Source organism: Lactobacillus sp. WILCCON 0149, from assembly GCF_057197965.1.
Genome location: NZ_JBUBHO010000001.1, coordinates 1,900,846 through 1,925,224 on the forward strand (window position 1 = coordinate 1,900,846; position 24,379 = coordinate 1,925,224).

The following is a 24,379-nucleotide window of genomic DNA, read 5'->3' on the forward strand; positions in this document are numbered from 1 at the left end:
TCCTAGAATTCTAAGCCGTTTTCACGAGCTGCGTCAGCCAAAGCTTCTACACGACCGTGGTAGATGTAACCACCTCTGTCGAAGACAACTTCAGTGATGCCCTTGGCCTTACCAGCTTCAGCAATGGCCTTGCCAACTGCTTGAGCTTGTTCTACCTTGGTAGCATCCTTTGAAACGGACTTGTCTAAACTTGAGGCACTTGCAAGCGTGACACCCGCTACGTCATCAATCAATTGAGCGTAGATGTTAGTGTTTGAACGGAAAACACTCAAGCGTGGGCGCTCAGCAGTACCAGAAATCTTACCGCGAACACGTCTGTGGCGCTTTAAGCGCAACTTGTTTTTATCTGGTTTTGAAATCACAATTTCACCTCAAAATTATTTTCTATTACTTACCAGTCTTACCTTCCTTGCGGCGAACAACTTCGTCAGCGTAACGGATACCCTTGCCCTTGTAAGGTTCAGGTGAACGTACGGCGCGAATTTCCGCAGCAAATTGGCCGACTACTTGCTTTGAGATACCTTCAACAGTAACGTCAGTTGCTGATGAGGTAGTCACAGTAACGCCTTCTGGGGCCTTCATTTCAACTGGGTGTGAGTAGCCAACGTTCAGAGTCAAGACGTTGTTCTTGGCAACTGCACGGTAACCAACACCGATCAGCTTCAATTCCTTCTTGTAGCCAGTTACGACACCTTCGATCATGTTAGCCAGGTTGGCTCTCATAGTGCCGTGGATAGCCTTGTCATTTTCGTTTGAACGAGTGAAGCGGATTTCACCGTTTTCTTGTTCGAACTTGATGCGTGGGTCGAATTCTCTAGTCAATTCACCCTTTGGGCCCTTAACAGTAATTTCATTACCATTCTTGGTAACAGTGACACTTTCAGGGACTTTAATTACCTTTAAACCAATACGGCTCATTAATTGTTCTCCTTCCTGTCAGAATTACCAAACGTAAGCGATAACTTCGCCGCCGACGTTCTTTTCTCTAGCTTCCTTGTCGGTAAGGATACCAGCTGAAGTTGAAACAATAGCGATACCTAAGCCATTCAAAACCTTTGGCAGGTTGTCAGCTGAAACGTAGTTTCTCAAGCCTGGCTTGGAGATACGCTTCAAACCGGAGATAACACGTTCACCGTTTGGACCGTACTTCAAGGTAACCTTGATTACGCCTTGCTTACCGTCTTCAGTTACTTCGTAGTCACGGATGAAACCTTCTTGCTTCAAGATTTCTGCAAGTGACTTCTTAATGTTTGATGCAGGAATTTCTACTGAATCGTGCTTAGCCATGTTGGCGTTTCTGATTCTAGTCAAAAAGTCTGCGATTGGGTCAGTCAATACCATCTATGCTATCCTCCTTACCGATTTACCAGCTGGCCTTCTTAAGACCAGGAATTTGACCTTTGTGTCCCAATTCCTTCAGGCAAATGCGGCACAAACCAAACTTGCGGTAAACAGAGTGTGGACGCCCACAACGTTCGCAGCGAGTGTATTCACGTGAAGAAAACTTTGCAGGACGGTGATTTCTTACCTTTTGTGATGTCTTAGCCATGTATGTCCTCCAAATTACTTAGCAAATGGCATGCCAAATTGAGTCAAAAGTTCACGAGCTTCTTCATCAGTTTGAGCAGTAGTTACGATAACGATATCCAAACCTCTAGTGCGGTTAACCTTATCGAAGTCGATTTCTGGGAAGATCAATTGTTCCTTAACACCCAGAGTGTAGTTGCCCCGGCCGTCAAATGAACGAGTTGAAACACCACGGAAGTCACGAACACGTGGAAGAGATACGTTGATCAGCTTGCTCAGGAAGTCGTACATTCTGTCGCCTCTAAGGGTAACCTTAGCACCGATAGACATACCTTCACGCAAACGGAAGTTGGCGATTGACTTCTTGGCCTTGGTAATCATTGGCTTTTGGCCAGAGATCAGAGTCAATTCTTCAACAGCTTCGTCCAGGTTCTTAGCGTTGGCAACGGCGTCACCAACACCCATGTTCAAAACGATCTTGTCGATCTTTGGTACTTGCATGCTTGAAGTGTAGTTAAACTTCTTAGTCAATGCAGGAACGATTTCTTCGTTGTACTTAGTTGCAAAACTATTAGCCATTAGTGTCCTCCTTCCCTAATTAATCTTTGTTGCTTTCAGCTTTAGCAATAACCTTAACGTTAGAAGCGTGGATTGAGCCTTCAGTTTCAACCACACCGCCGTTAGCGTTAGCAGCTGAAGCCTTGGTAGCCTTCTTGATCATGTTAACGCCCTTAACAACAACGCGGTTCTTCTTAACGTTTACAGAAAGGACAGTGCCTTCCTTGCCTTTTTCTGAGCCGGCAATAACTTTTACCTTGTCACCAGTTTTAACGAACATTCGCGCAACTCTCCTTTTACAATACTTCAGGGGCAAGTGAAACGATCTTCATGAAGTCCCCTTCACGGAGTTCACGTGCAACTGGCCCGAAAATACGAGTACCACGAGGGCTCTTGTCAGCGTTGATAATAACAGCTGCGTTTTCGTCAAACTTGATGTATGAACCGTCTTCACGACGAGCGCCTGACTTGGTTCTTACGATAACAGCCTTAACGACGTCACCCTTCTTTACAACACCACCTGGCGTTGCTTGTTTAACAGCTGCGACAACGATGTCACCGATGTTACCGGTCTTGCGCTTTGACCCGCCCATAACGCGGATAACAAGCAATTCACGTGCACCGGAGTTGTCAGCTACCTTCAAACGAGTTTCAGTTTGAATCACTATTAAATCCTCCCTTAGCTAATCCGTAAATTAAACAGATTTCTTAACAATGTCAACTAAACGGAAACGCTTAGTACGTGATAATGGACGGGTTTCCATGATACGAACGATGTCGCCTACCTTGGCTTCGTTATTTTCATCCATAGCGTAGTACTTCTTTGAGTAACGAGTACGCTTGCTGTAAACTGGGTGGTTCTTGTAAGTATCAACTACAACAACGATAGTCTTGTCCATCTTGTCGGAAACAACACGGCCTTGGTAAACGTGGCGGCGGTTTCTTTCGATTGATTCGCTCAAGTTAGTATCTCCCTTCCACTAGTTTTGTTCTAATTCTTTTTCGCTCAAGATAGTCTTGATCCGAGCGATGTTCTTACGGACTTGGCTCAAGCGAGCGGTGTTTTCTAATTGACCGGTAGCTTGTTGGAAACGCAAGTTGAACAATTCTTCCTTGTATTGCTTTTCCTTTGCCAACAATTCATCAGTTGATAATGATCTGATTTCCTTAGTCTTCATTAGTTGCGCCACCTGCTTCCTGGTCTTCTCTCTTCACGAACTTGCACTTAATTGGAAGCTTGCTTGCTGCGAGGCGCATTGCTTCACGAGCAGTTTCTTCTGAAACGCCACCAATTTCGAACATGATCTTTTCTCTCTTAACTACAGCTACCCAACCTGCTGGTGCACCCTTACCGGAACCCATACGTACACCAACACCCTTAGCAGTGTAGGACTTTTGAGGGAAGATTCTGATCCAAACCTTACCACCACGCTTCATGTAACGAGTCATCGCAACACGGGCAGCTTCGATTTGACGGTTGGTAATCCAGTGGGATTCAAGTGCTTCAAGACCGTATTCACCAAATGCTACAGTCTTGCCACCCTTGGCAGCACCACGCATCTTACCACGGAATTCACGACGGTGTTTTACACGCTTTGGTACTAAAGGCATTACTTCTTACCTCCCTTTGAACGCTTTGCAGGTTGATTCTTGCGACCTGGCAAAATTTCGCCACGGTTGATCCAAACCTTAACACCGATTTCGCCGTAGGTAGTAAATGCGTTTACCCATGCGTAGTCGATGTCAGCTCTTAAAGTATGAAGTGGAACACTGCCTTCAGTGTGCCATTCACGGCGAGCCATGTCAGCACCGTTCAAACGGCCTGCAGTTTGTACCTTGATACCCTTGGCGCCGGCACGCATTGAACGTTGTGCAGCTTGACGGCTGGCACGACGGAAAGCGATACGAGCTTCAAGTTGACGAGCGATGCCGTCAGCAACAAGCTTGGCGTCAAGATCAGGCTTCTTGATTTCAACAATGTTAATGTGAACTTGCTTGTTAGTCAAAGCGTTGATTTCCTTGTTCAAGGCTTCAACTTCAGCGCCGCCCTTACCGATAACCATACCTGGACGAGCAGTGTGGATAGCGATGTTTACACGGTTAGCAGCACGTTCGATTTCAACAGTGGATACGGAGGCATCCTTCAACTTTTCATCGAGGAACTTTCTGATCCGAAGGTCTTCGTTTAAAGTTTCCTTGTAGCCTCTAGCAGCGTACCATTTAGCTTCCCAGTCGCGGTTAACACCAAGACGGAAACCAATTGGGTTAATCTTTGAACCCATTCAAATACCTCCCTTAATCGTTCAATTCTGAAACAACAACAACTACGTGGCTGGTTCTCTTCATGATTGGAGAAGCTGAACCCTTGGCACGTGGACGGAATCTCTTCAAAGTAGCACCTTCGTTTACGTATGCTTCTGATACGTAAAGGTTTGCACTTTCAAGATCGTAGTTGTGTTCTGCGTTGGCAACTGCTGAACGCAAAACCTTTTCAACGATTGGGGAAGCAGCTTTTGGCGTAAACTGTAAAATCGCCAATGCTTCAGCAACGCTCTTACCCCGGATCAAGTCTACAACGAGACGAGCTTTTCTTGGGGCGATACGAACAGTTCTTGCTTCAGCTCTAGCTGAACTAATTTGTTCTGCCATTTAATTGTTTCTCCTTCCTTATTACTTGGATGCCTTGTCGTCAGCCTTGTGGCCGCGGAAGGTTCTAGTAGGTACGAATTCGCCCAGCTTGTGACCAACCATGTCTTCAGTTACGAAAACTGGAACGTGCTTTCTACCGTCGTAAACAGCGATAGTCAACCCTACGAAAGAAGGGAAAATAGTTGAACGACGTGACCAAGTCTTGATAACTTGCTTCTTTTCTGCAGCTTGTTGTTCGTCAACCTTCTTCAAAAGGTGGGCGTCTGCAAAAGGACCCTTTTTAATACTACGGCTCATTTAATTACCCCCTTCTCTTACTTACGACCCTTACGGTGACGGATGATTAACTTTTCACTAGCCTTCTTGCTGTCTCTAGTCTTAACACCACGTGACTTCTTGCCCCATGGAGTCATTGGCTGTGGACGGCCGACAGGTGCCTTACCTTCACCACCACCATGTGGGTGATCGTTAGGGTTCATTACGGAACCACGGGATTGTGGACGCTTGCCCATCCAGCGTGAACGACCAGCCTTACCGATGTTGATCAGGGAGTGTTGTTCGTTGCCGACAGCACCAACAGTAGCACGGCATTCTGAAAGGATTTCACGAACTTCGCCGGATTGCAGACGAACTTGAGTGTACTTGCCGTCAACACCCAAAACTTGAGCTGAAGTACCAGCACTACGTGCGATTTGGCCACCCTTGCCTGGCTTCAGTTCGATGTTGTGAACTTCAGTACCAGTTGGGATGTTCTTCAGTGGCAATGCGTTACCAACCTTGATGTCGGCATCTGCGCCTGATTCTACCCATGAACCTACAGTCAAGCCCTTAGGAGCCAAGATGTAAGCCTTAGTACCATCAGTGTAGTGCAGCAAGGCGATGTTTGCTGAACGGTTTGGATCGTATTCGATTGCGACAACCTTAGCCTTAACGTTGTCCTTAGTACGCTTGAAATCGATGATACGGTATTGTTGCTTGTGACCGCCGCCACGGTGTCTTACAGTAATGTGACCGTATGAGTTACGACCTGCAGTCTTTGACTTAGAAGCAAGCAAAGTCTTTTCAGGCTTTGACTTAGTGATTTCTGCAAAGTCAGAAGAAGTCATATTACGACGACCGTTTGATGTTGGCTTGTAAACTTTAATAGCCAATTGACTGACCTCCTAATTACTTGATTTATTCGTTGTTTTCGTCTTTGAAAATCTTGATGTCGTTTGAATCTTCAGTTAAAGCAACGATAGCCTTTCTGCGACGGGCAGTCTTGCCAGTGTAGCGGCCAACGCGCTTTTCCTTGCCGCGAACGTTCATGATGTTCACGCTCTTAACCTTAACATCGAAGATTTCTTCAATAGCGTCGCGAACTTGAAGCTTGGTAGCAGTTAAGGCCACGTCGAAAGTGTACTTCTTGCTGTCCATCAAGTCGGCTGACTTTTCAGTGATAACAGGTCTTAAGATAATGTCGCGTGCGTCCATTAAGCCAATACCTCCTCAATCTTCTTAACGTCGTCTTGAGTCAAAACGAGCTTGTCGTAGTTAACAGCGTCTTCAACGTTCAAGCCGTTAACTGGAACAACCTTAACCTTTGGCAGGTTCTTAGCTGAAAGTTGTACGTTCTTGTCGTCTGAAACAACCAGAACCTTGCCTTCAAGCTTCAAGCCGTTCAAGATTGCAACGAAGTCCTTAGTCTTAGGAGCGTCCAGAGTCAGCTTGTCCAGAACTACCAAGTTTTGGTCAAGGAGCTTTTGTGACAAGACAGACTTGATAGCCAGACGGCGTTGCTTTCTTGGCATGCTGTAAGCGTAGGAACGTGGAGTAGGCCCAAAGACAACACCACCGCCGCGCCATTGTGGAGCACGGATTGAACCTTGACGAGCACGACCAGTACCCTTTTGTCTCCAAGGCTTCTTACCACCACCGCGAACGGCAGATCTGTTCTTCACCTTAGAGGTACCCTGACGCTTGCCAGCTCTTTGTCTGATGATTGCATCAAAGACAACAGCTTCGTTTGGTTCAACGCTAAATACGTTGTCGTTTAAAGTTACTTCACCAGCGTTGTTGCCGTTTTGATCCATAAGTTTGAAATTAGCCATTTGAGTCCTCCTTCCTACTTGCTAGCCTTTGCAGATGACTTAACAACGATCAATGAGTTCTTGGCACCTGGCACGTTACCCTTGATCATCAAGACGTTCTTGTCTGCAACAACTTTTTCTACTACTAAGTTTTCAATAGTAACAGTCTTCACACCCATGTGACCTGGCAACTTCTTGCCCTTTGGCACGCGGTTGATGATTGAACCCATTGAACCTGGAATTCTGTGGTAACGGGAACCGTGAGTTTCAGGACCACGTGATTGGTGGTGGCGCTTGATGTTACCTTGGTAGCCATGACCTCTTGAAGTACCAGTAACGTTGACAACGTCACCTTCCTTGAACGTCTCCACAGTAACTTCTGAGCCGACTTCGTAGTCACTAAGCTCTACTCCGCGGAGTTCACGAATGAAGCGCTTAGGTGAAGTCTTTGCCTTATCAGCATGACCTTTTTCTGGCTTGTTGCTCAAAACTTCACGCTTGTCTTGGTAGCCCAATTGTACAGCTTCGTAACCGTCGTTTTCTACAGTCTTAACTTGCATAACAACGTTTGGAGTTGCTTCAATAACAGTTACTGGTACAAGAACACCATCTTTAGTGAAGATTTGAGTCATGCCAACTTTTCTTCCTAAGATTCCTTTGGTCATGATTACACCTCTTTCTATCTAAAAATTAAAGCTTGATTTCGATGTCTACGCCGCTTGGCAGATCGAGCTTCATCAATGAGTCAACCGTCTTAGGGGTTGGGTTCAAGATGTCGATCAGGCGCTTGTGGGTCCGCATTTCGAATTGTTCACGTGAGTCCTTGTTCTTGTGTGGTGAACGCAGAACAGTGAACAAAGTTCTTTCAGTTGGAAGCGGAACTGGACCTGAGATTTCAGCGCCAGTTCTCTTTGCAGTGTCCACAATCTTAGCAGCTGATTCATCGAGAATGCTGTGTTCGTAAGACTTTAATCTAATACGAATCTTTTCATTTGCCATCTAATTACCTCCTATACGTCTTCTTTAAAAGATGACTAGCTCGGCGAAAATTCCCTGCACAACCACTGTGGCAATGCAGCCTGGTGTGCCGCAACCTTCCGCGTCGAAGCTAACTACAATTTGTACTCAGAGGGCATCTTCCCTCTCAAAAGCACTTTATCTAGTATAAGGCCTTAAGCCTTAAATAGCAAGGGTTTAGCCCGATTTTTTTAGAAAAAGTTTCCTGGAATTGCTTTCGTTTTGCGGAGAAATTTTTTCTTTCCTTTTTAAAATATTTCCAGAAGAGAATTTTTTCTTGAAAAATACAAAAAATCCTAGCGCAGACATAGAATATCTTTGCTAGGATTTCTGTTTTGGTCTAAATCAAGGCTTAGATCATGCTAGGAAACATTAAGCGTTGCCGCCGCGCTTCTTGATGATTTCAGCTTGGATTGACTTAGGACATGGTGAGTAGTGGTCCATAACCATCGTGAAGGTACCACGGCCTTGAGTGGATGAACGCAGGGTAGTTGCGTAACCAAACATTTCTGACAATGGAACCATCGCGTTGATAACCTTGGCACCTGCCCGGTCTTCCATACCTTCCATTTGGCCACGACGAGCAGTGATTGAGCCCATAACGTCACCAAGGTATTCTTCTGGAGCGATGACTTGAACCTTCATGATTGGTTCAAGGATAACAGCGCCGGCCTTTGCAGCAGCGTTCTTCAAAGCCAATGATGCGGCAACCTTGAAGGCAGCTTCACTTGAGTCGACTTCGTGGTATGAACCGTCGTACAGCTTAGCCTTAACGTCGATCAATGGGTAGCCAGCCAGAACACCGTTCTTCATGGCTTCTTGCAGACCAGCGTCAACTGATGGGATGTATTCACGAGGAACTACACCACCGACAATGGCGTCTTCGAATTCGTAGCCTTTGCCTTCGTTTGGAGTAAATTCGATCCAAACGTCACCGTATTGACCCTTACCACCGGACTGACGAACAAACTTACCTTGAGCTTGAGTCGGTACAGTGAAGGTTTCACGGTAGGCAACTTGTGGTTCACCGATGGTTGCTTCAACGTTGAATTCACGCTTCATACGTTCAACCATGATGTCCAGGTGAAGTTCACCCATCCCGGAGATCAAAGTTTCACCAGTTTCTGGGTTGGTTTCAGCCCGGAAAGTTGGGTCTTCTTCAGTCAGCTTTTGCAAAGCGACGTCCATCTTGTCCCGGTCAGCCTTTGACTTAGGTTCAACTGAAACTTGGATAACTGGAGCTGGGATGTCCAGGCTTTCCAGAATCAATGGGTGAGCTGGGTCAGTCAAAGAGTCACCAGTAGTGGTGTTCTTCAAACCGATGGCACCAGCGATGTCACCTGAGAAGACTTCTGGGATTTCAGTACGTGAGTTGGCGTGCATTTGCAGCAAACGACCAACACGTTCACGTTGGTTCTTTGACGCGTTCAATACGTAAGAACCTGATTCCAATGAACCAGTGTAGACACGGATGAAAGTCAAACGACCAACAAATGGGTCAGTAGCGATCTTGAAGGCCAAAGCTGCGAATGGCTTGTTGTCGTCAGCCAGCAGTTCAACTTCGTTGCCGTCCTTGTCGTGGGCGATGTAAGGCTTAACGTCAAGTGGTGATGGCAGGTAGTCAACAACACCGTCAAGCATCATTTGCACACCCTTGTTCTTGAAGGCTGAACCAGCAAATACTGGGAAGGCCTTCAAATCCAAAGTTGCCCGACGCAAAGCAGCCTTAAGTTCTTCGTTGGTAATTTCTTCACCGCCAAGGAACTTTTCCATGATGTCGTCGTCAACTTCAGCGATCTCTTCGATCATTTCTTCACGACGGCTTTCGGCTTCTTCCTTGTATTCGTCTGGAACTGGAATAGTTTCCCAGTTTGCGCCCAGCTTGTCTTCGTCGTAGACGTCGGCAACCATGTCGAACAAGTCGATAACGCCTTCGAATTGGTCTTCAGCACCGATAGGCATTTGAACGGCGATAGCGTTAGCGTTCAAACGTTCGTGCAGACTCTTAACTGAGAAGTCGAAGTTGGCACCGATCTTGTCCATCTTGTTAACGAAGACGATCCGCGGAACACCGTAGTTTTCAGCTTGACGCCAAACGTTTTCAGTTTGTGGTTCAACACCTGATTGAGCGTCCAGAACAGTTACGGCGCCGTCAAGGACACGCAGGGAACGTTCAACTTCGATAGTGAAGTCGACGTGTCCTGGGGTGTCGATGATGTTGATCCGGTGGTCCTTCCATTGCGCAGTAGTGGCTGCGGAAGTGATCGTGATCCCACGTTCCTTTTCTTCTTCCATCCAGTCCATTTGGGAGTCACCTTCGTGAGTTTCACCAATCTTGTGGATCTTACCAGTGTAGTAAAGGATACGTTCAGTAGTAGTAGTCTTACCGGCGTCGATGTGGGCCATGATACCGATGTTGCGAGTCTTCTCTAATGAGAATTCACGTTTGTTAGCCATAATTTTCTATCTCCTTAGATAACGAGCACTAGATTAGAAACGGTAGTGAGCGAAGGCACGGTTGGCTTCTGCCATACGGTGCACGTCTTCACGCTTCTTAACGGCTGAACCAGTGTTGTTTGAGGCATCGATCAATTCGTTTGCCAGACGTTCATCCATAGTGTGTTCGTTACGCAGGCGGGAGTATGAAACAAGCCAACGCAATGCCAAAGTAGTTTGTCTTTCTGGACGAACTTCTACAGGAACTTGGTAGTTAGAACCACCGATACGGCGAGCCTTAACTTCCAAAACTGGCTTAACGTTGTTCATGGCTTCTTCAAAGACGTCCATTGGTTCCTTGCCAGTCTTGTCCTTGATGATGTCAAAAGCATCGTACAAGATTGATGAAGCTTGAGCTCTCTTACCATCCTTCATCAAGTGGTTGATCAGCTTAGTAACCAGCTTTGAGTTGTAAACTGGGTCTGCTAAAACGTCTCTCTTTGAAACATGACCTTTTCTTGGCATTATTTAAGTCCTCCTTTAACCCTTCTTAGCACCGTACTTGGAACGAGCTTGCTTTCTGCCGTCAACACCAGCAGTGTCAAGGGCACCACGAACGATGTGGTAACGTACACCAGGAAGGTCCTTTACACGGCCCCCACGGATCAGGACAACTGAGTGTTCTTGCAAGTTGTGGCCTTCACCTGGGATGTAGGCAGTAACTTCAGTCAAGTTTGAAAGACGTACACGGGCGTACTTACGCAAAGCTGAGTTAGGCTTCTTTGGCGTCATAGTACCGACACGAGTCGCAACCCCACGCATTTGTGGTGCTGGGTTGAAGACTTGTTCCTTCTTCATGCTGTTGTAGCTGTAGTTCAAGGCTGGTGACTTTGACTTAGTAGTCTTTGAGTGACGGCCTTTTCTAACCAATTGATTAATGGTTGGCATTAACTAGTTCCTCCTAAATTTATATATCATTTTGTTCACATATCCGGGAGTTTCTTTTTTGCCTCGCGGAGTAATCTTCAAAACATACATCTGTTAGTATACTCCATTTGCCAGCCAATGCAAAGCTTTTTTTCAAGAATTTCCTGTCTGGAAAAAGCTGCGCTTCTTCACGCGATGACAGCGTTTTCCATCTATGCTAAGATTGGTTTTAGACGAAAAATATTAATTTGCAGTTAGTAGAAATGAAAAAATGAGGTAAAAAATGATCAAATTAATTGCAATCGATACTGACGGCACCCTGCTCAACTCACAAGGGCAAATCCAGTCCAGCAGCAAAGAAGCCATCTCTAAGGCACTTGAACGCGGCGTTAAGGTCGTCCTTTGCTCCGGCCGGCCAATTGCCGGCTTGGCCCCTTACATGGATGAGCTGGGGATTAAGGGCGAAGACCAGTACGCCGTGACTTTAAACGGGGCAATCAGCCGCAAGGCCAGCGGGGAAATCATGACCAGCGACTTGATCGCCAACTCAGTTTACCGGCAGCTGACGGCCTACGCCCTGTCTTTAAAGCTTCCCTTCAATATCGTTGACTTTGAATCCCGGATCATCACACCTAACCACGACATTGACCCGATGGTTTACCAGCAGGCTTACGAAAACCAGGCCGTCCTTTACGTCAGAAATGTCGAAGACTTCCCGGAAAAGGGCCAGGCTATCGCCAAGGCCTGCTTTGTCGGCAGCGAAGCTCTTTTGGACAGAGTTGAAGACCAGGTCAAGGAAGACTGGGGACAGGACTTCAACGTTCTGCGGACTGACGCCCGCTTCCTTGAATTGCTCAATCCCAAGGTTAATAAAGGCCAAGGACTGAAAGAACTCTGCGGCCGGCTGGAAATCGCGCCAGAAGAAGTCATGGCCATCGGCGATGAGAGAAACGACTTAGACATGTTTGCTTTTGCCGGCACCAGCATAGCCATGGGCAACGGCAATGACTTGGTCAAGCAAGCTGCTGACTATGTGACCGCAAGCAATGATAAAGACGGGATTGCCCAGGCTTTGGAAAAATTCGTGCTGAACAATTAAAACTGATTTTCCCTACCATCTAAATTTTTTGCCTTTTAAAAAAATATTGGCCAAAAAGGTGTAATAGTAATTGGAGGGAAAAATATGCTCAGCAAAATCATATCTTTATCTTGCGGTCTTTTGGCAGCTCTCATTGCCGACCGCTACCGTTATAATACCTTTCTTGAGTGTAAAAGCTGGCCGGCGGATGACCTGCCTTACATCATCCTGGCCGGCAATTTATCGGTTCATACTGACTCCAATTTTGAAGATTTTGGCATTTTCCTACCGTTTCTAATCAACTTATTTTTAATGGTCGTCAGCGACCTGCATGAACAGTCTTTTGACACTTACCTGCTCGTCGTGCCGCTGGTCACCGGGCTGATACAGTTTTTTCAGGCACCAAATACTGAAGGCCTGGGGCAGGCTGCCTTTTTTCTGGCAGTCTTGGTCTGGCTTGCTTTTACAGGGAAAATGGGCAGCGGGGACGTCTGGTTTTATATAATTACGGTCCTAAACTTCTCTGGCCTTGTTGCCCTAAAGAGTTTCTTGCTTGCCTCCCTGCTCGCCATCGCCCACGCGCTTTGGCAAAAGCGGCCAGGTAAAGAACCCTTCGCCTTCCTGCCCTACTTATTCTGGGGCCTCAACCTCCAATTTTTCCTTTAGGGCAAAACAAAAAACGTTCGGATGACTTTGAGCCATTCGAACGTTTTTTGTTAATCAAACTGAATTACTTGCTTTCAGTTTCCTTGTTTTCGTCTTCCATCTTCTTTTCCAGGTCAGCGATTGAGTAAACTGAGTCTGGTTGTTGAACATCGGCCTTTGGCACTTGGTCGCGGTAAATTGGCATACCAGTACCAGCTGGGATGATCTTCCCGATGATGACGTTTTCCTTCAAACCAAGAAGCGGGTCGTTCTTGCCGCGGATTGACGCGTCGGTAAGAACACGGGTAGTTTCCTGGAAGGAAGCAGCTGACAGGAAACTGTTGGTTTCCAAGGCAGCCTTGGTGATACCCAGAATGTCAGCCTGGGCAGTAGCCGGGATCCCGCCGCTGATGATGACGTCACGGTTTCTGTCGCGGAATTCAGCGATGTCCATGACTTCACCTGGCAAGATGTCGGTTTCACCTGGGTCAAGAACCCGGACCTTCTGCAGCATCTGTCTGGTCAAGACTTCGGCGTGCTTGTCGGCCAGGTCAACACCCTGAGTCCGGTATGACTTCTGGACTTCAGCCAGGATGTATTCTTCAGTCGTCAAGGTGTCAGTTACCTTGATCAATTCCTTAGGGTCGATAGAACCAGGGATCAGCTTGTCACCACGGTGGATTTCATCACCTTCCTGAACTGCTGGCTTAGCAGTGTAAGGAATGGTGTAGACTCTGGTGTCGATCTTGCCCTTAACGGTGATTTCCTGCAAGTGTTCAGCCGCGTTGCTTTCGATCTTGTCAACAACACCGTCAACTTCAGAGATGACCGCGCGACCCTTAGGGTTGCGGGCTTCGAACAATTCTTGCACACGAGGCAGACCTTGAGTGATGTCTTCTGCGCCGGCAACACCACCGGTGTGGAAAGTACGCAGGGTCAGCTGGGTACCTGGTTCACCGATTGACTGAGCGGCAACCGTACCAACTGCTTCACCGATTTCAACTTCTTCGGCAGTGGCCAGGTTCCGGCCGTAGCACTTCCGGCAGATACCGTGGGAAGTGTTGCAAGTCAGGATTGACCGGATTTGGACTTCCTGCACGCCAGCATCAACGATCTTCTGCGCCATTTGTTCATCCATCAGGACGCCCTTAGGGCAGATGACTTCACCGGTTTGCGGGTCACGGACAGTCCGATTGGTAAAGCGGCCTACCAGACGGTCGTAAAGTGATTCGATCAAGCCGGCATCCTTGTCAACGATGGCCTTGGCAGTAATGCCGCGGTCAGTGCCACAGTCGTCTTCACGGATGATAACGTCCTGGGCAACGTCTACCAGACGACGGGTCAGGTAACCAGACTGGGCGGTCTTCAAGGCCGTGTCAGTCATCCCCTTCCGGGCGCCGTGAGTGGACATGAACAGTTCCAGAACGGTCAGACCTTCCTTGAAGTTGGAGATAACCGGGATTTCGAACAATTCACCACTTGGAGTGGCCATCAAACCACGCATACCAGCCAGCTGGGTAAAGTTGGAGATGTTACCACGGGCACCAGACTGCTGCATGACGGAGATTGGGTTCTTTTGGTCCTTGAATTCGGCAATTTCCTGTTGAACGGCATCCTTACAGTCAGTCCAGATCTTGATGATGTTGTCGTGACGTTCCTTGTCGGACAGCTTGCCCCGGCGGAACATCTTGGATACCTGCTTAACCTGCTTGCGGGCTTCAGCAACCAAGGCATCCTTGGTCTTGGTTTCCGGAACGTCGGCCATACCGATAGTCAAGCCGGAGATAGTTGAAGCTGAGTAGCCCATTTCCTTCAAGTCGTCCAGGTATTCAGAAGTTCTTTGTACCCGGTAGCGCTTGTAGATTTCAGAAATAGTGTCACCCAGGAAGCCCTTCTTAAATGGGGTAGCCACCAGGTCCTGGCCAACTTCAGCAATCTTGTCGTGGATATCCTGGCCGTCTTCCAGGAAGTACTTGTCAGCCATTGGCTGCTTCAAGTTGTCCTGGGTTGGTTCGTTGATGTAGAAGTAGTCGTCTGGGAAGAGGGAGTTGAAGACCAAGCGGCCGTAAGTAGTTACGAAAATGCTGTCTTCGTGGCCCGCGCCCCAGTCCTTCTTCGGCATTGAAGCTGCTGACACACCGATGATGGTGTGGTAGTGAATGTCGCCGTTGTTGTAGGCAATGGTTGCTTCTTCTGGAGTAGCAAACATCATGCCTTCGCCTTCCCGGCCGATTTCAGCCTGGGTCAGCCAGTAGTTACCCAAAACGATGTCCTGGGACGGAGTAACGATTGGCGTACCGTCCTTAGGAGTCAAAATGTGGTGGGCAGCCAGCATCAAGAGGCGGGATTCAGCTACAGCTTCGTCTGACAGCGGCACGTGGATGGCCATCTGGTCACCGTCGAAGTCGGCGTTGTATGCTTCACAAGCCAGTGGGTGCAAACGCAGGGCCTTGCCTGGGACCAAAACTGGTTCAAAGGCCTGGATTGACAGACGGTGCAGGGTAGGTGCCCGGTTCAAAAGAACTGGACGTTCCTTAATGACGTATTCCAATACGTCCCAGATGTCGTCGTCTTCACGGTCGATCTTGCGCTTGGCGTTCTTGATGTTGGAAGCAATACCCCGACGGACAAGTTCCCGCATAACGAATGGCTTGAACAATTCCAGAGCCATTGGACGCGGAACACCGCATTGGTAAAGCTTCAGCTTTGGAGAAACGTCGATAACTGAACGGCCGGAGTAGTCAACACGCTTACCAAGCAAGTTTTGACGGAAACGCCCTTGCTTACCCTTCAGCATGTGTGAGATAGACTTCAGTGGCCGGTTGCCTGGCCCAACAACTGGGCGGCCCCGGCGGCCGTTGTCGATCAAAGCGTCAACTGCTTCTTGCAGCATCCGCTCTTCGTTTTGCACGATCAAGCCAGGAGCGTGCATGTCCAGCAGCTTCTTCAACCGGTTGTTACGGTTGATAACCCGGCGGTAAAGGTCGTTCAAGTCTGAAGTGGCGAAACGGCCACCTTCCAGTTGAACCATTGGCCGCAAGTCCGGCGGAATAACCGGAACAGTTTCCATAACCATCCATTCAGGCTTGTTGCCGCTGTTTCTGAAGGCATCAAGGATGTCCAGCCGGCGGATGGCCCGGGTCCGCTTTTGCCCCTTCAAGGTTTGCAGTTCTGCCTTAAGGGCAGTAACTTCCTTGTCCAGGTCAACCTGCTTAAGCAGGTCGCGGATAGCTTCGGCACCCATCTTGGCTACGAAGCGGTTGCCGTACTTGGCCTTTTCTTCCCGGTATTCAGCTTCAGTCAAGAGCTGCTTGGCTTCCAGGCCAGTGTCACCTGGATCGATGACAATGTAGGCCGCGAAGTAGATGACTTCTTCCAATTGCTTTGGAGATACGTCCAAAACCAGCCCCATTCTTGACGGAATACCCTTGAAGTACCAAATGTGGGTTACAGGAGCAGCCAATTCGATGTGGCCCATCCGTTCCCGGCGCACGTGAGAGGTCGTTACTTCAACCCCGCACCGGTCACAGACGATCCCCTTGTAGCGAACGCCCTTGTACTTGCCACAGGCACAAGCGTAGTCCTTGGTCGGCCCGAAGATCCGTTCATCGAACAGACCGTCTTTTTCTGGCTTCAAAGTCCGGTAGTTGATGGTTTCCGGCTTCTTAACTTCCCCGTAAGACCAACTTCTGATCTTGTTTGGTGAAGCCAAACCAATCTGCATGCTTTCAAACTTATTTACGTCGATCAAAGTTTAACCTCCCAATTACTTTGAAGCCTTGTCGTCGTCAGCAGTTTCAGCTTCATTTGCATCAGCATCTGCTTCAGCTGCATCTGCACCTTCTGCTTCAGCTTCCGCGGCGATTTCGGCCTCTTCTTCGGCCAACTTCTTCTTTTCTTGCGCTTCCGCAAGGCGAGATAAAGTATCGATGTTTACGTGTTCATTTGAGTCTTCGTCCATGTCGCGCAGTTCGACTTCGTTTTCGTCGCTGTCCAAAACGCGCAGATCCAGGCCCAATGATTGCAGTTCCTTGACCAAAACGCGGAATGATTCAGGCACGCCTGGCTTAGGAATTCTTTCGCCCTTGACGATCGCTTCGTAGGCCTTGACACGGCCGACAACGTCGTCAGACTTGTAGGTCAGGATTTCTTGCAGGGTGTAGGCTGCACCGTAGGCTTCCAAAGCCCAGACTTCCATTTCACCGAAACGCTGGCCACCGAATTGCGCCTTACCACCCAAAGGCTGTTGGGTAACAAGTGAGTAAGGCCCGATTGACCGCGCGTGGATCTTGTCGTCGACCATGTGAGTCAGCTTTAGGTAGTACATAACCCCGACTGAAACCCGGTTGTGGAATGGTTCACCGGTCCGGCCATCGTAAAGGACAGTCTTACCGTCTGAGTCAACGCCGGCTTCGCGGACAAAGTCCCAAACGTCATCTTCGCTGGCCCCGTCGAATACTGGAGTAGCCACGTGGATACCCAAGGCCCGGGCTGCCCGGCCCAAGTGGATTTCAAGCAGCTGCCCGATGTTCATACGTGATGGCACACCCATTGGGTTCAAGCAGATGTCGACTGGAGTACCGTCTGGCAGGTAAGGCATGTCTTCAACTGGAGCAACCAAGGCAACCGTACCCTTGTTACCGTGACGACCGGACATCTTGTCCCCGACTTGAATCTTTCTCTTTTGCACGATGTAGACCCGGACCAGGGTGTTGACGCCTGGTGCCAGTTCGTCGCCGGCTTCGCGGGTGAAGACTTGAACGTCTTGAACCACACCGCCACCGCCGTGAGGTACCTTCAATGAAGTATCACGGACTTCACGGGCCTTTTCACCAAAGATGGCGTGCAGCAGTCTTTCTTCAGCGCTCAGTTCAGTGATCCCCTTAGGGGTAACCTTGCCGACCAGGATATCGCCGTCGTGAACTTCGGCACCGATCCGGATGATCCCGTTTTCGTCCAGGTCCTTCAAGGCATCTTCACCAACGTTAGGGATTTCCCGGGTGATTTCTTCCGGCCCCAGCTTGGTGTCACGGGCTTCTGAGTCGTAGTCTTCAATGTGGATTGAAGTGTAGACGTCTTCCTTAACCAGGCGTTCGCTCAGCATGATGGCGTCTTCGAAGTTGTACATGTTCCAAGTGGTGAAGGCGATAACCGGGTTTTGACCCAGAGCAAGTTCGCCGTCAGCCATTGACGGACCGTTGGCAATTACCTGGCCGTCAACAACCTTGTCGCCGCGCTTGACGTTTGGCGTCTGGTTGTAGTTCTTAGTCGCGTTTGACCGGCGGTACTTTTCAAGGGTGTAAGTATCCAAAGTCTGGTCTTCGCGGCGGACGCGGATTTCGTTTGCGTCCACGTATTCAACTTCACCGTCTGCTTCAGCCAGCAAAGCGTCACCGGAGTCGTGACCTGCCCGGTATTCCATACCAGTAGCCACAAGCGGACCATGCGGGTTGATCAAAGGAACAGCCTGACGTTGGTGGTTGGCCCCCATCAAGGCCCGGTTGGAGTCGTCGTTTTCCAGGAATGGAATACATGCGGAAGTTACGGAAACAACCTGCTTTGGAATAACGTCCATGTAGTCGATCCGGTCTGGACTTACTTCGACGTTGTCTTCCCGGTGCCGGCAAAGAATCACGTCATCAACGAAGGAGCCGTCTTCGTTCAAAGGAGTGTTGGCCCCGGCGATGATGTAGTTGTCTTCTACATCGGCAGTCAAGTAGTCGATCTTGTCGGTAACCTTGTGGGTTGCCCAAGAAACGCGCCGGTATGGAGTTTCCAGGAAGCCGTACTTGTTGATGATGGCGTAAGTGGCCATGGAGTTGATCAAACCGATGTTAGGACCTTCTGGCGTTTCGATTGGGCACAGACGGCCGTAGTGGGTGTAGTGAACGTCACGGACTTCGTAGCCGGCCCGGTCACGGGACAGACCACCAGGCCCCAAGGCGGACATACGCCGCTTGTGGGTCAATTCACCCAGCGGGTTGTTTTGGTCCATGAATTGAGAAAGCTGGGATGAACCGAAGAATTCCTTGATTGAACCAACGATTGGCCGGATGTTGATCAATTGCTGCGGAGTAACCGTAGCCGCGTCTTGAATTGACATACGTTCGCGGACAACCCGTTCCATCCGGGCCAAACCGATCCGCATCTGGTTTTGCAGCAATTCGCCAACCCGGCGAATGCGGCGGTTGCCCAAGTGGTCGATGTCGTCGATGTTGCCGACGCCTTCTTGGAGTTCCAGGAAGTAGTTGACAGCAGCGATGATGTCGGCTGGAGTGATGCACTTAACGTCTTCGTCAATGTGACCGTTGGAGATCAGCTTGATTTCCCGGTCTGGAATTTCACGGGAGAAGACCTTGATTTCCTGAACAGTTACAGGTTCTGGAATCGCGCCTTCGTCAGATGGAGTGTAGGTAACAGTCTTGAAGTCGTCGCGGTCCAGGTAGTCCTTCAGAACGTCCATGACTTCGTTGTTGACAACCGTCCCCTTGGCAGCCAGAACTTCCCCAGTGTCAGGGTCAGCCAGGGTTTCAGCCAAAGTGTAGCCCAAAAGCCGGTTCTTCAAGCTCAGCTTCTTGTTGACCTTGTAGCGGCCAACAGCAGCCAGGTCGTAGCGGCGCGGGTCAAAGAAGCGGGAAACCAAAAGGCTCCGGGATGAGTCGGTAGTCTTAGGTTCACCTGGACGCAGACGGTCGTAGATGTCCTTCAAAGCTTCTGCTACCCGGCTGTCTGCTGGGTTCTTGTGAACATCCTTGTCCAAAGTCAGGTCCAAAGTGTCGCTGTCGCCGAAGATTTCCTTGATTTCACTGTCGGAGCCAAAGCCCAGGGCCCGGACTAGGACAGATAAAGGAAGCTTCCGGGTCCGGTCAACCCGGACGTAGGAAATGTTCTTGGCGTCAGTTTCGAATTCCAGCCAAGCCCCGCGGTTAGGGATGACGGTCGTGCCGAAGATTTGCCGGCCGTTCTTGTCGAATTCGCCACTGTAGTAGACACCAGGTGATCTAACCAGCTGGGAAACGATAACTCTTTCCGCCCCGTTAACGATGAAGGAGCCGGACTTGGTCATCAGCGGCAAGTCGCCGAAGAAGACGTCTTGGGTCTTGATTTCGCCAGTTTCGTGGTTGGTCAATTTCAGAGTCACGTGCATTGGAGCGGAGTAAGTCGCGTCGTGCTTGCGTGATTCATCGACAGTATACTTAGGTTCTTGCAGCTTGTAGTCGACGTATTCCAGGGTCAAGCGGCCAGAGGTGTCGCTGATTGGCAGAATGTCGTCGAAAACTTCCTTAACGCCTTCGTCAAGGAACCACTTGTATGATTCAGTCTGTACGTCGGTCAAGTTTGGCAGCGGCAGGATTTCCTTAATCCGTGAGAAGCTGCGTCTTGTCCGGTGTTGTCCGTAATTTACTACGTGTCCGTTTAGCAAGGAAAACATCCTTTCTATCCTGTTGAAGAGAGCAAATATTACATTTGTGTTACATTTTAAAAAGGCCGGGATTTTGGGCATAAAAAAGACAAAAACGAACCAGTCGTTTTTGTCTTTATCATTTTACTGGACAATATATCAGTAAAATCCTGAACTTCAGCCTTTTAAATCGCCCAATATTGTACCACTAATTTTAAAGCAAAGCAAGCCCTAGCGGCCGCTAAAAAGCATGGCCGCCTGGCTGGCCAGACCAACCCCGGTGAGCTGGTAGCCGCCAGCCGTGATATTCCAGAAAATCTGCTTGCCTTGGGGGCTAAGCTGGGACTTGATTGCAACCGGCTCTAAAGCGATCCGCAAGTCTCGCATCACCTTGCCCAGGTAGACCTTCTGTTCCAGCTGCTGCTTAGCTTCCAGCAACGCCTCCCGCTCTTCTCTTGGCATTTCGTCGTAAAGAGCGTCGATGATGTCGCTGTAAAGCAGGATCCGCCCGTCAGTCTTCTTGCTTGCTTCTTGTTCTGCCTTAGCGGCTTCAGCTTTTTTCTTCTTGCCAAACATAATCTGCCTCCAAAAATTATCTATTCATTATCCCTTGACCTTTTCGCCGGACTTGGCCTTGACGATTTCAAAGCGCAGCTTGCCGCCCCGGGCGCCAATCTTGACCGTGTCGCCGGCCTGCAGCTTTTCGCTGACCAGGTCCTGGGCTAATTCGTCTTCAACTTCATCCTGGATGGTCCGCCGCAATGGCCGGGCCCCCATTTCCGGATTGTAGCCGTCCTTGGCCAATTGATCCAAGGCAGCTGGCGACAGGCGCAAAGTAATGTCTTTTTCCGCCAGCCGCTTGACCAGTTTCCGGGTCAGAAGCGTCACGATTTCCCGCAGCTGCTTGGCATCCAGCGGCTTGAAGACGATCTTTTCGTCGATCCGGTTCAAAAATTCCGGCCGGAAGAAGTCCTTGGTAGCCTTGGTTACCTTTTCCGTGATCAGCTTGCCCTGGTCTTCCTGGCTGGCTGAGAAGCCCACGTGGCTGTCAGCTTCCAGGCTTCTGGAACCAAGGTTGGAAGTCATGATGATAATCGTGTTTCTGAAGTCGACCTTCCGGCCCAAGGAGTCAGTCATGAAGCCTTCATCCAGCACCCGCAGCAAGACGTTGAAGATTTCCGGATTGGCCTTTTCCACTTCGTCAAAAAGAACGACTGAGTAAGGATGTTCCCGGACCTTGTTGGAGAGCTGCCCCCCCTCTTCATAGCCGACGTAGCCAGGTGCTGACCCGATCAGCTTGGAGGAAGATTCCCGGTCCATGTACTCTGACATGTCGACTCTGATGATGTTGTCTTCTGAGCCAAAAACTGCCTCAGCCACGGCCTTGGCCAGTTCAGTCTTGCCGACCCCGGTTGGGCCTAGGAAGAGGAAGGAACCGATTGGCCGGTTCTCATCCTTCAAGCCGCTTCTTGACCGGCGGATGGCATTAGCCACAGCCTTGACGGCATCGTCTTGGCCGATGACTCTTTCATGCAAGATCCCTTCCAGGCGGGCCAGGCGCTTGTTTTCACTGGTCTTGAGCTGGGTTACCGGAACCCCGGTCCAGATGGAGACCACCTTGGCCACGTCTTCAGCACCAACGACTGACCTCTTTTCATCCTTGCCGGCCAGCTTCTTAGCAATCACGCTGCGCTTTTGCCGCAAGGCGACTTCCTGGTCGCGCAGCTTGGCCGCTTGGGCAAAGTTCTGCTTGGCTGCTTCATCGTTCTTTTGCTTGAGAGTCCGGCTGATTTCCAAATCGATTTCAGCCAGGTCCTTGTCTTCGCCAGTGTCATTGGCCAGTTTAACCGCCGCGCTGGCTTCATCGATCAAGTCGATGGCCTTGTCTGGCTGGTAGCGGTCGGCGATGTAGCGGCTGGACAAGTCAACTGCTGCCTGCAAGGCTTCTTCTGACAAGGCTACCCGGTGGTAGTCCTCGTACTTGTCCTTGATCCCATGCAAAATCCGCAGGGTTTCTTCTTCATTTGGCTCAGCCAGGCGGACCAGCTGGAAGCGGCGGACAAAGGCAGAGTCTTTTTCCATGTGCTTGCGGTATTCTTCAAAAGTCGTGGCCCCGATCAATTGAATATCCCCGCGGGCCAATGCCGGCTTCAAGGTGTTAGAGGCGCTCATCGCCCCTTCCGCGTCCCCGGCCTTGACCAAAGAGTGAATTTCGTCGACAAAAAGAATGACATTCTTGCTGGCAGTAACTTCCTTGATCAAGCGGTCCATCCGCTCTTCAAATTCACCCCGGTAGCGGGTACCGGCCACCATGCTGTTGACGTCCAGTGAAACCACCCGCTTGTCAGCCAGATCCCGGGGAACTTTTTTATCAACGATCGCGCTGGCCAAAGCTTCAGCGACCGCGGTCTTGCCGACCCCAGGCTCACCGACCAAAAGGGGGTTGTTCTTGGTCCGCCGGGAAAGGATCTGAATCACCCGGTCCAGTTCCCGCTGGCGGCCGATCACCGGGTCAATGTCGCCTTCTTTAGCCCGCCGGTTCAAGTCGATCCCAAACCGGTCCAAAATCGGCGTCTGTGACTGGCTTGCCCCAACGGCTGGCCGGCTGGCCTGGCTGCTTTCCCCGGTCACCTGGTTGGCATCATCCAGTTCGTCTTTCAAGTTGTCCAGGTCCACGTCCAGGTTGCGCAGGATCATGGCTGACAAGATCTGCTCGCTGGAAACCAAAGCTTGAAGAATGTCCGTCGTTTCAATTTCCTTGCTGGACCGGAGTTCAGAATTCCGCTTGGCGTAGTCCAGCGCCAAAGTCAGCCGGGGAGAAAACTCCATATAGCTGGTTGGGGCCGCTGAGCCGTAGCCCGTGTAGCGCTCGATTTCTTCCCTGACCCCGGCCGGCGTCACGTTCATGGTCCGCAGGATCTTGCCGGCCTTGCCGTCAGCTTCGATTACCAGGGCCAAAAGGACATGCTCAGTCCCGATTAGGCGGTGGTGAAACTCCTTGGCTTGTTCCTGGGCAATTTCCAAGACCTGTCTGCTGCTTTTACTGTATGAATTTTGCATATAAAAATCGCCTCACACCGGACCTAGTTGCCTAAAGCTACTGCCGCGATCTGCTCTAAGTACTTCTGGTCCAAATCATCAAAATTGTTCAAATTAGTCGAGTCAAAGTCGTACACGCCCCAGAAATTGCCGCTCCGGTCAAAAATCGGCACGACGATTTCTGAATTGGAGGCACTGTCGCAGGCGATATGGCCTGGGAAGTCATGGACATTGGCCACAATCTGCGTCTTCTTTTCCAAGGCGGCTTTCCCGCAGACCCCCTTGCCCAGCTGGATGTGCACGCAGGCCGGCATCCCCTGGAAGGGCCCCAGGATCAATTCCCCTTTTTCAAAGCGGTAAACCCCGGCAAAATTGACGTTTTTCATTCCTGCTTTCAAAAGGGCCGAAACATTGCCGGTATTGGCGATCCAGTCGCTCTCCCCGGCCGTCAAGGCCTTGGCCTGCTCAAGCAATAACTCGTACTCCGCCTGACTTGCTGCTGCCATGATTTCCTCCTTCGCGTCTGCCAAATAATAGGTAAAAAGGCAAAAATTGCTATGCTTGCAAGCATAACATTTCCCGATCTTTTCGACAAGCCAGGTGCCCTGCAGATCTATTATAAGGCAAAAAGAAAAGACCCGCTAAACTAGCGAGTCTTTGATGAAGCGGAAGACGGGATTCGAACCCGCGACCCCCACCATGGCAAGGTGATGTTCTACCACTGAACTACTTCCGCGATACATTTATTAGTTTACCAAAAAATTTCTCTTTTGCAAGTCTTTTTTTGCCCATAAATGAGAAAAAAGCGCCGCTATAAAAAGCAACGCTTTGATCACACATTGGCTAATCGGGAATGCAGGATTTGAACCTGTGACCTCTACGTCCCGAACGTAGCGCTCTACCAAACTGAGCTAATTCCCGAAGAAGCGGAAGACGGGATTCGAACCCGCGACCCCCACCATGGCAAGGTGATGTTCTACCACTGAACTACTTCCGCAACACATCTATTAGGATAATCTAAAAGCCGGGTCT

28 protein-coding genes and 3 tRNA genes are annotated in these 24,379 nt (G+C 49.7%); 2 read left to right on the forward strand and 29 right to left on the reverse strand.

Annotated elements, in window-relative coordinates; genetic code table 11:
• Window positions 1-2 precede the first annotated feature (2 nt).
• The 21 genes from rplR to rpsL all read right to left on the reverse strand — a co-directional run bounded on the left by rplR (window position 3) and on the right by rpsL (window position 11,204).
• Window positions 3-362 carry a 50S ribosomal protein L18 gene (gene rplR, locus ACYVUV_RS08830; RefSeq protein ID WP_270447284.1) on the reverse strand — a complete coding sequence of 120 codons (360 nt, stop codon included), beginning with the start codon at window positions 360-362 and terminating at the stop codon, window positions 3-5.
• Window positions 363-387: 25 nt separating this feature from the next.
• Complete coding sequence (gene rplF / locus ACYVUV_RS08835; protein WP_484499263.1) at window positions 388-918, reverse strand: 50S ribosomal protein L6; 531 nt, start codon at window positions 916-918, stop codon at window positions 388-390.
• A 24-nt stretch (window positions 919-942) separates the two neighbouring features.
• Entirely contained in the window at window positions 943-1,341 is a 399-nt protein-coding gene (gene rpsH / locus ACYVUV_RS08840) for a 30S ribosomal protein S8 (RefSeq protein ID WP_270447282.1), read from the reverse strand.
• Window positions 1,342-1,363: 22 nt separating this feature from the next.
• Window positions 1,364-1,549 (reverse strand): type Z 30S ribosomal protein S14, encoded by a 186-nt coding sequence (locus tag ACYVUV_RS08845; RefSeq protein WP_002878192.1) that lies wholly within the window; start codon window positions 1,547-1,549, stop codon window positions 1,364-1,366.
• A 14-nt stretch (window positions 1,550-1,563) separates the two neighbouring features.
• Window positions 1,564-2,106: a 50S ribosomal protein L5 gene (gene rplE / locus ACYVUV_RS08850; RefSeq protein ID WP_003620844.1), complete on the reverse strand. Its 543-nt coding sequence runs from the start codon at window positions 2,104-2,106 to the stop codon at window positions 1,564-1,566.
• A gap of 19 nt (window positions 2,107-2,125) precedes the next feature.
• Complete coding sequence (gene rplX, locus ACYVUV_RS08855; protein ID WP_050889557.1) at window positions 2,126-2,365, reverse strand: 50S ribosomal protein L24; 240 nt, start codon at window positions 2,363-2,365, stop codon at window positions 2,126-2,128.
• A gap of 16 nt (window positions 2,366-2,381) precedes the next feature.
• Window positions 2,382-2,750: a 50S ribosomal protein L14 gene (rplN, locus tag ACYVUV_RS08860; RefSeq protein ID WP_002878195.1), complete on the reverse strand. Its 369-nt coding sequence runs from the start codon at window positions 2,748-2,750 to the stop codon at window positions 2,382-2,384.
• A gap of 30 nt (window positions 2,751-2,780) precedes the next feature.
• A complete protein-coding gene (rpsQ, locus tag ACYVUV_RS08865; RefSeq protein ID WP_002878196.1) occupies window positions 2,781-3,047 on the reverse strand; it encodes a 30S ribosomal protein S17 in 267 nt (88 codons plus the stop codon).
• Window positions 3,048-3,065: 18 nt separating this feature from the next.
• Window positions 3,066-3,263: a 50S ribosomal protein L29 gene (gene rpmC, locus ACYVUV_RS08870; protein WP_002878201.1), complete on the reverse strand. Its 198-nt coding sequence runs from the start codon at window positions 3,261-3,263 to the stop codon at window positions 3,066-3,068.
• Window positions 3,253-3,696: a 50S ribosomal protein L16 gene (gene rplP, locus ACYVUV_RS08875; protein WP_002878205.1), complete on the reverse strand. Its 444-nt coding sequence runs from the start codon at window positions 3,694-3,696 to the stop codon at window positions 3,253-3,255. The genes rpmC and rplP overlap by 11 nt, the downstream gene beginning before the upstream one ends.
• A complete protein-coding gene (gene rpsC / locus ACYVUV_RS08880) occupies window positions 3,696-4,367 on the reverse strand; it encodes a 30S ribosomal protein S3 (RefSeq protein WP_260264692.1) in 672 nt (223 codons plus the stop codon). The genes rplP and rpsC overlap by 1 nt, the downstream gene beginning before the upstream one ends.
• 13 nt (window positions 4,368-4,380) lie before the next feature.
• Window positions 4,381-4,734, reverse strand: a complete 354-nt coding sequence (gene rplV / locus ACYVUV_RS08885) for a 50S ribosomal protein L22 (protein WP_201330233.1) — start codon at window positions 4,732-4,734, stop codon at window positions 4,381-4,383.
• A gap of 21 nt (window positions 4,735-4,755) precedes the next feature.
• Window positions 4,756-5,031, reverse strand: coding sequence for a 30S ribosomal protein S19 (gene rpsS / locus ACYVUV_RS08890; RefSeq protein WP_003620834.1), 276 nt, complete (start codon window positions 5,029-5,031; stop codon window positions 4,756-4,758).
• Window positions 5,032-5,048: 17 nt separating this feature from the next.
• Entirely contained in the window at window positions 5,049-5,885 is an 837-nt protein-coding gene (gene rplB / locus ACYVUV_RS08895) for a 50S ribosomal protein L2 (RefSeq protein ID WP_484499264.1), read from the reverse strand.
• Window positions 5,886-5,910: 25 nt separating this feature from the next.
• Complete coding sequence (gene rplW, locus ACYVUV_RS08900; protein WP_002878211.1) at window positions 5,911-6,207, reverse strand: 50S ribosomal protein L23; 297 nt, start codon at window positions 6,205-6,207, stop codon at window positions 5,911-5,913.
• Window positions 6,207-6,824 carry a 50S ribosomal protein L4 gene (rplD, locus tag ACYVUV_RS08905; protein WP_002878213.1) on the reverse strand — a complete coding sequence of 206 codons (618 nt, stop codon included), beginning with the start codon at window positions 6,822-6,824 and terminating at the stop codon, window positions 6,207-6,209. Before rplD ends, rplW begins: the two co-directional genes overlap by 1 nt.
• A gap of 14 nt (window positions 6,825-6,838) precedes the next feature.
• The gene (gene rplC / locus ACYVUV_RS08910; protein WP_002878214.1) at window positions 6,839-7,468 is read right to left on the reverse strand and encodes a 50S ribosomal protein L3; all 630 of its coding nucleotides are present in this window, start codon (window positions 7,466-7,468) and stop codon (window positions 6,839-6,841) included.
• Between the two features lie 25 nt (window positions 7,469-7,493).
• A complete protein-coding gene (rpsJ, locus tag ACYVUV_RS08915) occupies window positions 7,494-7,802 on the reverse strand; it encodes a 30S ribosomal protein S10 (protein ID WP_008460094.1) in 309 nt (102 codons plus the stop codon).
• Window positions 7,803-8,192: 390 nt separating this feature from the next.
• A complete protein-coding gene (gene fusA / locus ACYVUV_RS08920) occupies window positions 8,193-10,277 on the reverse strand; it encodes an elongation factor G (RefSeq protein WP_484499265.1) in 2,085 nt (694 codons plus the stop codon).
• 33 nt (window positions 10,278-10,310) lie between these two features.
• Entirely contained in the window at window positions 10,311-10,781 is a 471-nt protein-coding gene (rpsG, locus tag ACYVUV_RS08925) for a 30S ribosomal protein S7 (RefSeq protein ID WP_002878218.1), read from the reverse strand.
• A gap of 15 nt (window positions 10,782-10,796) precedes the next feature.
• Complete coding sequence (gene rpsL, locus ACYVUV_RS08930; protein ID WP_003613306.1) at window positions 10,797-11,204, reverse strand: 30S ribosomal protein S12; 408 nt, start codon at window positions 11,202-11,204, stop codon at window positions 10,797-10,799.
• Window positions 11,205-11,466: 262 nt separating this feature from the next.
• Between rpsL and ACYVUV_RS08935 the strand changes: the two genes are divergently transcribed.
• Together ACYVUV_RS08935 and ACYVUV_RS08940 are read left to right on the forward strand one after the other, a co-directional pair.
• Window positions 11,467-12,282 carry a Cof-type HAD-IIB family hydrolase gene (locus tag ACYVUV_RS08935; protein WP_439774788.1) on the forward strand — a complete coding sequence of 272 codons (816 nt, stop codon included), beginning with the start codon at window positions 11,467-11,469 and terminating at the stop codon, window positions 12,280-12,282.
• Window positions 12,283-12,366: 84 nt separating this feature from the next.
• On the forward strand, window positions 12,367-12,927 hold the full coding sequence (locus tag ACYVUV_RS08940) for a hypothetical protein (protein ID WP_439774789.1): 561 nt from the start codon (window positions 12,367-12,369) through the stop codon (window positions 12,925-12,927).
• 64 nt (window positions 12,928-12,991) lie between these two features.
• On the opposite strand, the gene rpoC is transcribed toward ACYVUV_RS08940, so the two are convergent.
• The 8 genes from rpoC to ACYVUV_RS08980 form a co-directional block, all read right to left on the reverse strand.
• Window positions 12,992-16,657: a DNA-directed RNA polymerase subunit beta' gene (rpoC, locus tag ACYVUV_RS08945; RefSeq protein WP_439774790.1), complete on the reverse strand. Its 3,666-nt coding sequence runs from the start codon at window positions 16,655-16,657 to the stop codon at window positions 12,992-12,994.
• A gap of 15 nt (window positions 16,658-16,672) precedes the next feature.
• Window positions 16,673-20,338, reverse strand: coding sequence for a DNA-directed RNA polymerase subunit beta (gene rpoB / locus ACYVUV_RS08950; protein ID WP_439774791.1), 3,666 nt, complete (start codon window positions 20,336-20,338; stop codon window positions 16,673-16,675).
• A gap of 201 nt (window positions 20,339-20,539) precedes the next feature.
• Complete coding sequence (locus ACYVUV_RS08955; protein ID WP_484499266.1) at window positions 20,540-20,884, reverse strand: bacteriocin immunity family protein; 345 nt, start codon at window positions 20,882-20,884, stop codon at window positions 20,540-20,542.
• A 27-nt stretch (window positions 20,885-20,911) separates the two neighbouring features.
• On the reverse strand, window positions 20,912-23,368 hold the full coding sequence (locus ACYVUV_RS08960) for an ATP-dependent Clp protease ATP-binding subunit (RefSeq protein ID WP_439774793.1): 2,457 nt from the start codon (window positions 23,366-23,368) through the stop codon (window positions 20,912-20,914).
• 23 nt (window positions 23,369-23,391) lie between these two features.
• On the reverse strand, window positions 23,392-23,853 hold the full coding sequence (locus tag ACYVUV_RS08965; protein ID WP_439774794.1) for a GAF domain-containing protein: 462 nt from the start codon (window positions 23,851-23,853) through the stop codon (window positions 23,392-23,394).
• Window positions 23,854-24,011: 158 nt separating this feature from the next.
• Window positions 24,012-24,083: transfer RNA gene (locus tag ACYVUV_RS08970), tRNA-Gly, on the reverse strand.
• A 111-nt stretch (window positions 24,084-24,194) separates the two neighbouring features.
• A tRNA-Pro gene (locus tag ACYVUV_RS08975) sits at window positions 24,195-24,268 on the reverse strand.
• A gap of 4 nt (window positions 24,269-24,272) precedes the next feature.
• Window positions 24,273-24,344 (reverse strand) — tRNA-Gly (locus tag ACYVUV_RS08980).
• Window positions 24,345-24,379 lie beyond the last annotated feature (35 nt).

Bases quoted from the DNA above. Each gene is read 5' to 3' on its own strand.
- rplF (WP_484499263.1), bottom strand. From the start codon at position 918: ATGAGCCGTATTGGTTTAAAGGTAATTAAAGTCCCTGAAAGTGTCACT.
- rpsH (WP_270447282.1), bottom strand. From the start codon at position 1,341: ATGGTATTGACTGACCCAATCGCAGACTTTTTGACTAGAATCAGAAAC.
- ACYVUV_RS08845 (WP_002878192.1), bottom strand. From the start codon at position 1,549: ATGGCTAAGACATCACAAAAGGTAAGAAATCACCGTCCTGCAAAGTTT.
- rplE (WP_003620844.1), bottom strand. From the start codon at position 2,106: ATGGCTAATAGTTTTGCAACTAAGTACAACGAAGAAATCGTTCCTGCA.
- rplX (WP_050889557.1), bottom strand. From the start codon at position 2,365: ATGTTCGTTAAAACTGGTGACAAGGTAAAAGTTATTGCCGGCTCAGAA.
- rpmC (WP_002878201.1), bottom strand. From the start codon at position 3,263: ATGAAGACTAAGGAAATCAGATCATTATCAACTGATGAATTGTTGGCA.
- rplP (WP_002878205.1), bottom strand. From the start codon at position 3,696: ATGCCTTTAGTACCAAAGCGTGTAAAACACCGTCGTGAATTCCGTGGT.
- rpsC (WP_260264692.1), bottom strand. From the start codon at position 4,367: ATGGGTTCAAAGATTAACCCAATTGGTTTCCGTCTTGGTGTTAACCGC.
- rplV (WP_201330233.1), bottom strand. From the start codon at position 4,734: ATGGCAGAACAAATTAGTTCAGCTAGAGCTGAAGCAAGAACTGTTCGT.
- rpsS (WP_003620834.1), bottom strand. From the start codon at position 5,031: ATGAGCCGTAGTATTAAAAAGGGTCCTTTTGCAGACGCCCACCTTTTG.
- rplW (WP_002878211.1), bottom strand. From the start codon at position 6,207: ATGGACGCACGCGACATTATCTTAAGACCTGTTATCACTGAAAAGTCA.
- rplD (WP_002878213.1), bottom strand. From the start codon at position 6,824: ATGGCTAATTTCAAACTTATGGATCAAAACGGCAACAACGCTGGTGAA.
- rplC (WP_002878214.1), bottom strand. From the start codon at position 7,468: ATGACCAAAGGAATCTTAGGAAGAAAAGTTGGCATGACTCAAATCTTC.
- rpsJ (WP_008460094.1), bottom strand. From the start codon at position 7,802: ATGGCAAATGAAAAGATTCGTATTAGATTAAAGTCTTACGAACACAGC.
- fusA (WP_484499265.1), bottom strand. From the start codon at position 10,277: ATGGCTAACAAACGTGAATTCTCATTAGAGAAGACTCGCAACATCGGT.
- rpsG (WP_002878218.1), bottom strand. From the start codon at position 10,781: ATGCCAAGAAAAGGTCATGTTTCAAAGAGAGACGTTTTAGCAGACCCA.
- rpsL (WP_003613306.1), bottom strand. From the start codon at position 11,204: ATGCCAACCATTAATCAATTGGTTAGAAAAGGCCGTCACTCAAAGACT.
- ACYVUV_RS08935 (WP_439774788.1), top strand. From the start codon at position 11,467: ATGATCAAATTAATTGCAATCGATACTGACGGCACCCTGCTCAACTCA.
- ACYVUV_RS08940 (WP_439774789.1), top strand. From the start codon at position 12,367: ATGCTCAGCAAAATCATATCTTTATCTTGCGGTCTTTTGGCAGCTCTC.
- rpoB (WP_439774791.1), bottom strand. From the start codon at position 20,338: ATGTTTTCCTTGCTAAACGGACACGTAGTAAATTACGGACAACACCGG.
- ACYVUV_RS08955 (WP_484499266.1), bottom strand. From the start codon at position 20,884: ATGTTTGGCAAGAAGAAAAAAGCTGAAGCCGCTAAGGCAGAACAAGAA.
- ACYVUV_RS08960 (WP_439774793.1), bottom strand. From the start codon at position 23,368: ATGCAAAATTCATACAGTAAAAGCAGCAGACAGGTCTTGGAAATTGCC.
- ACYVUV_RS08965 (WP_439774794.1), bottom strand. From the start codon at position 23,853: ATGGCAGCAGCAAGTCAGGCGGAGTACGAGTTATTGCTTGAGCAGGCC.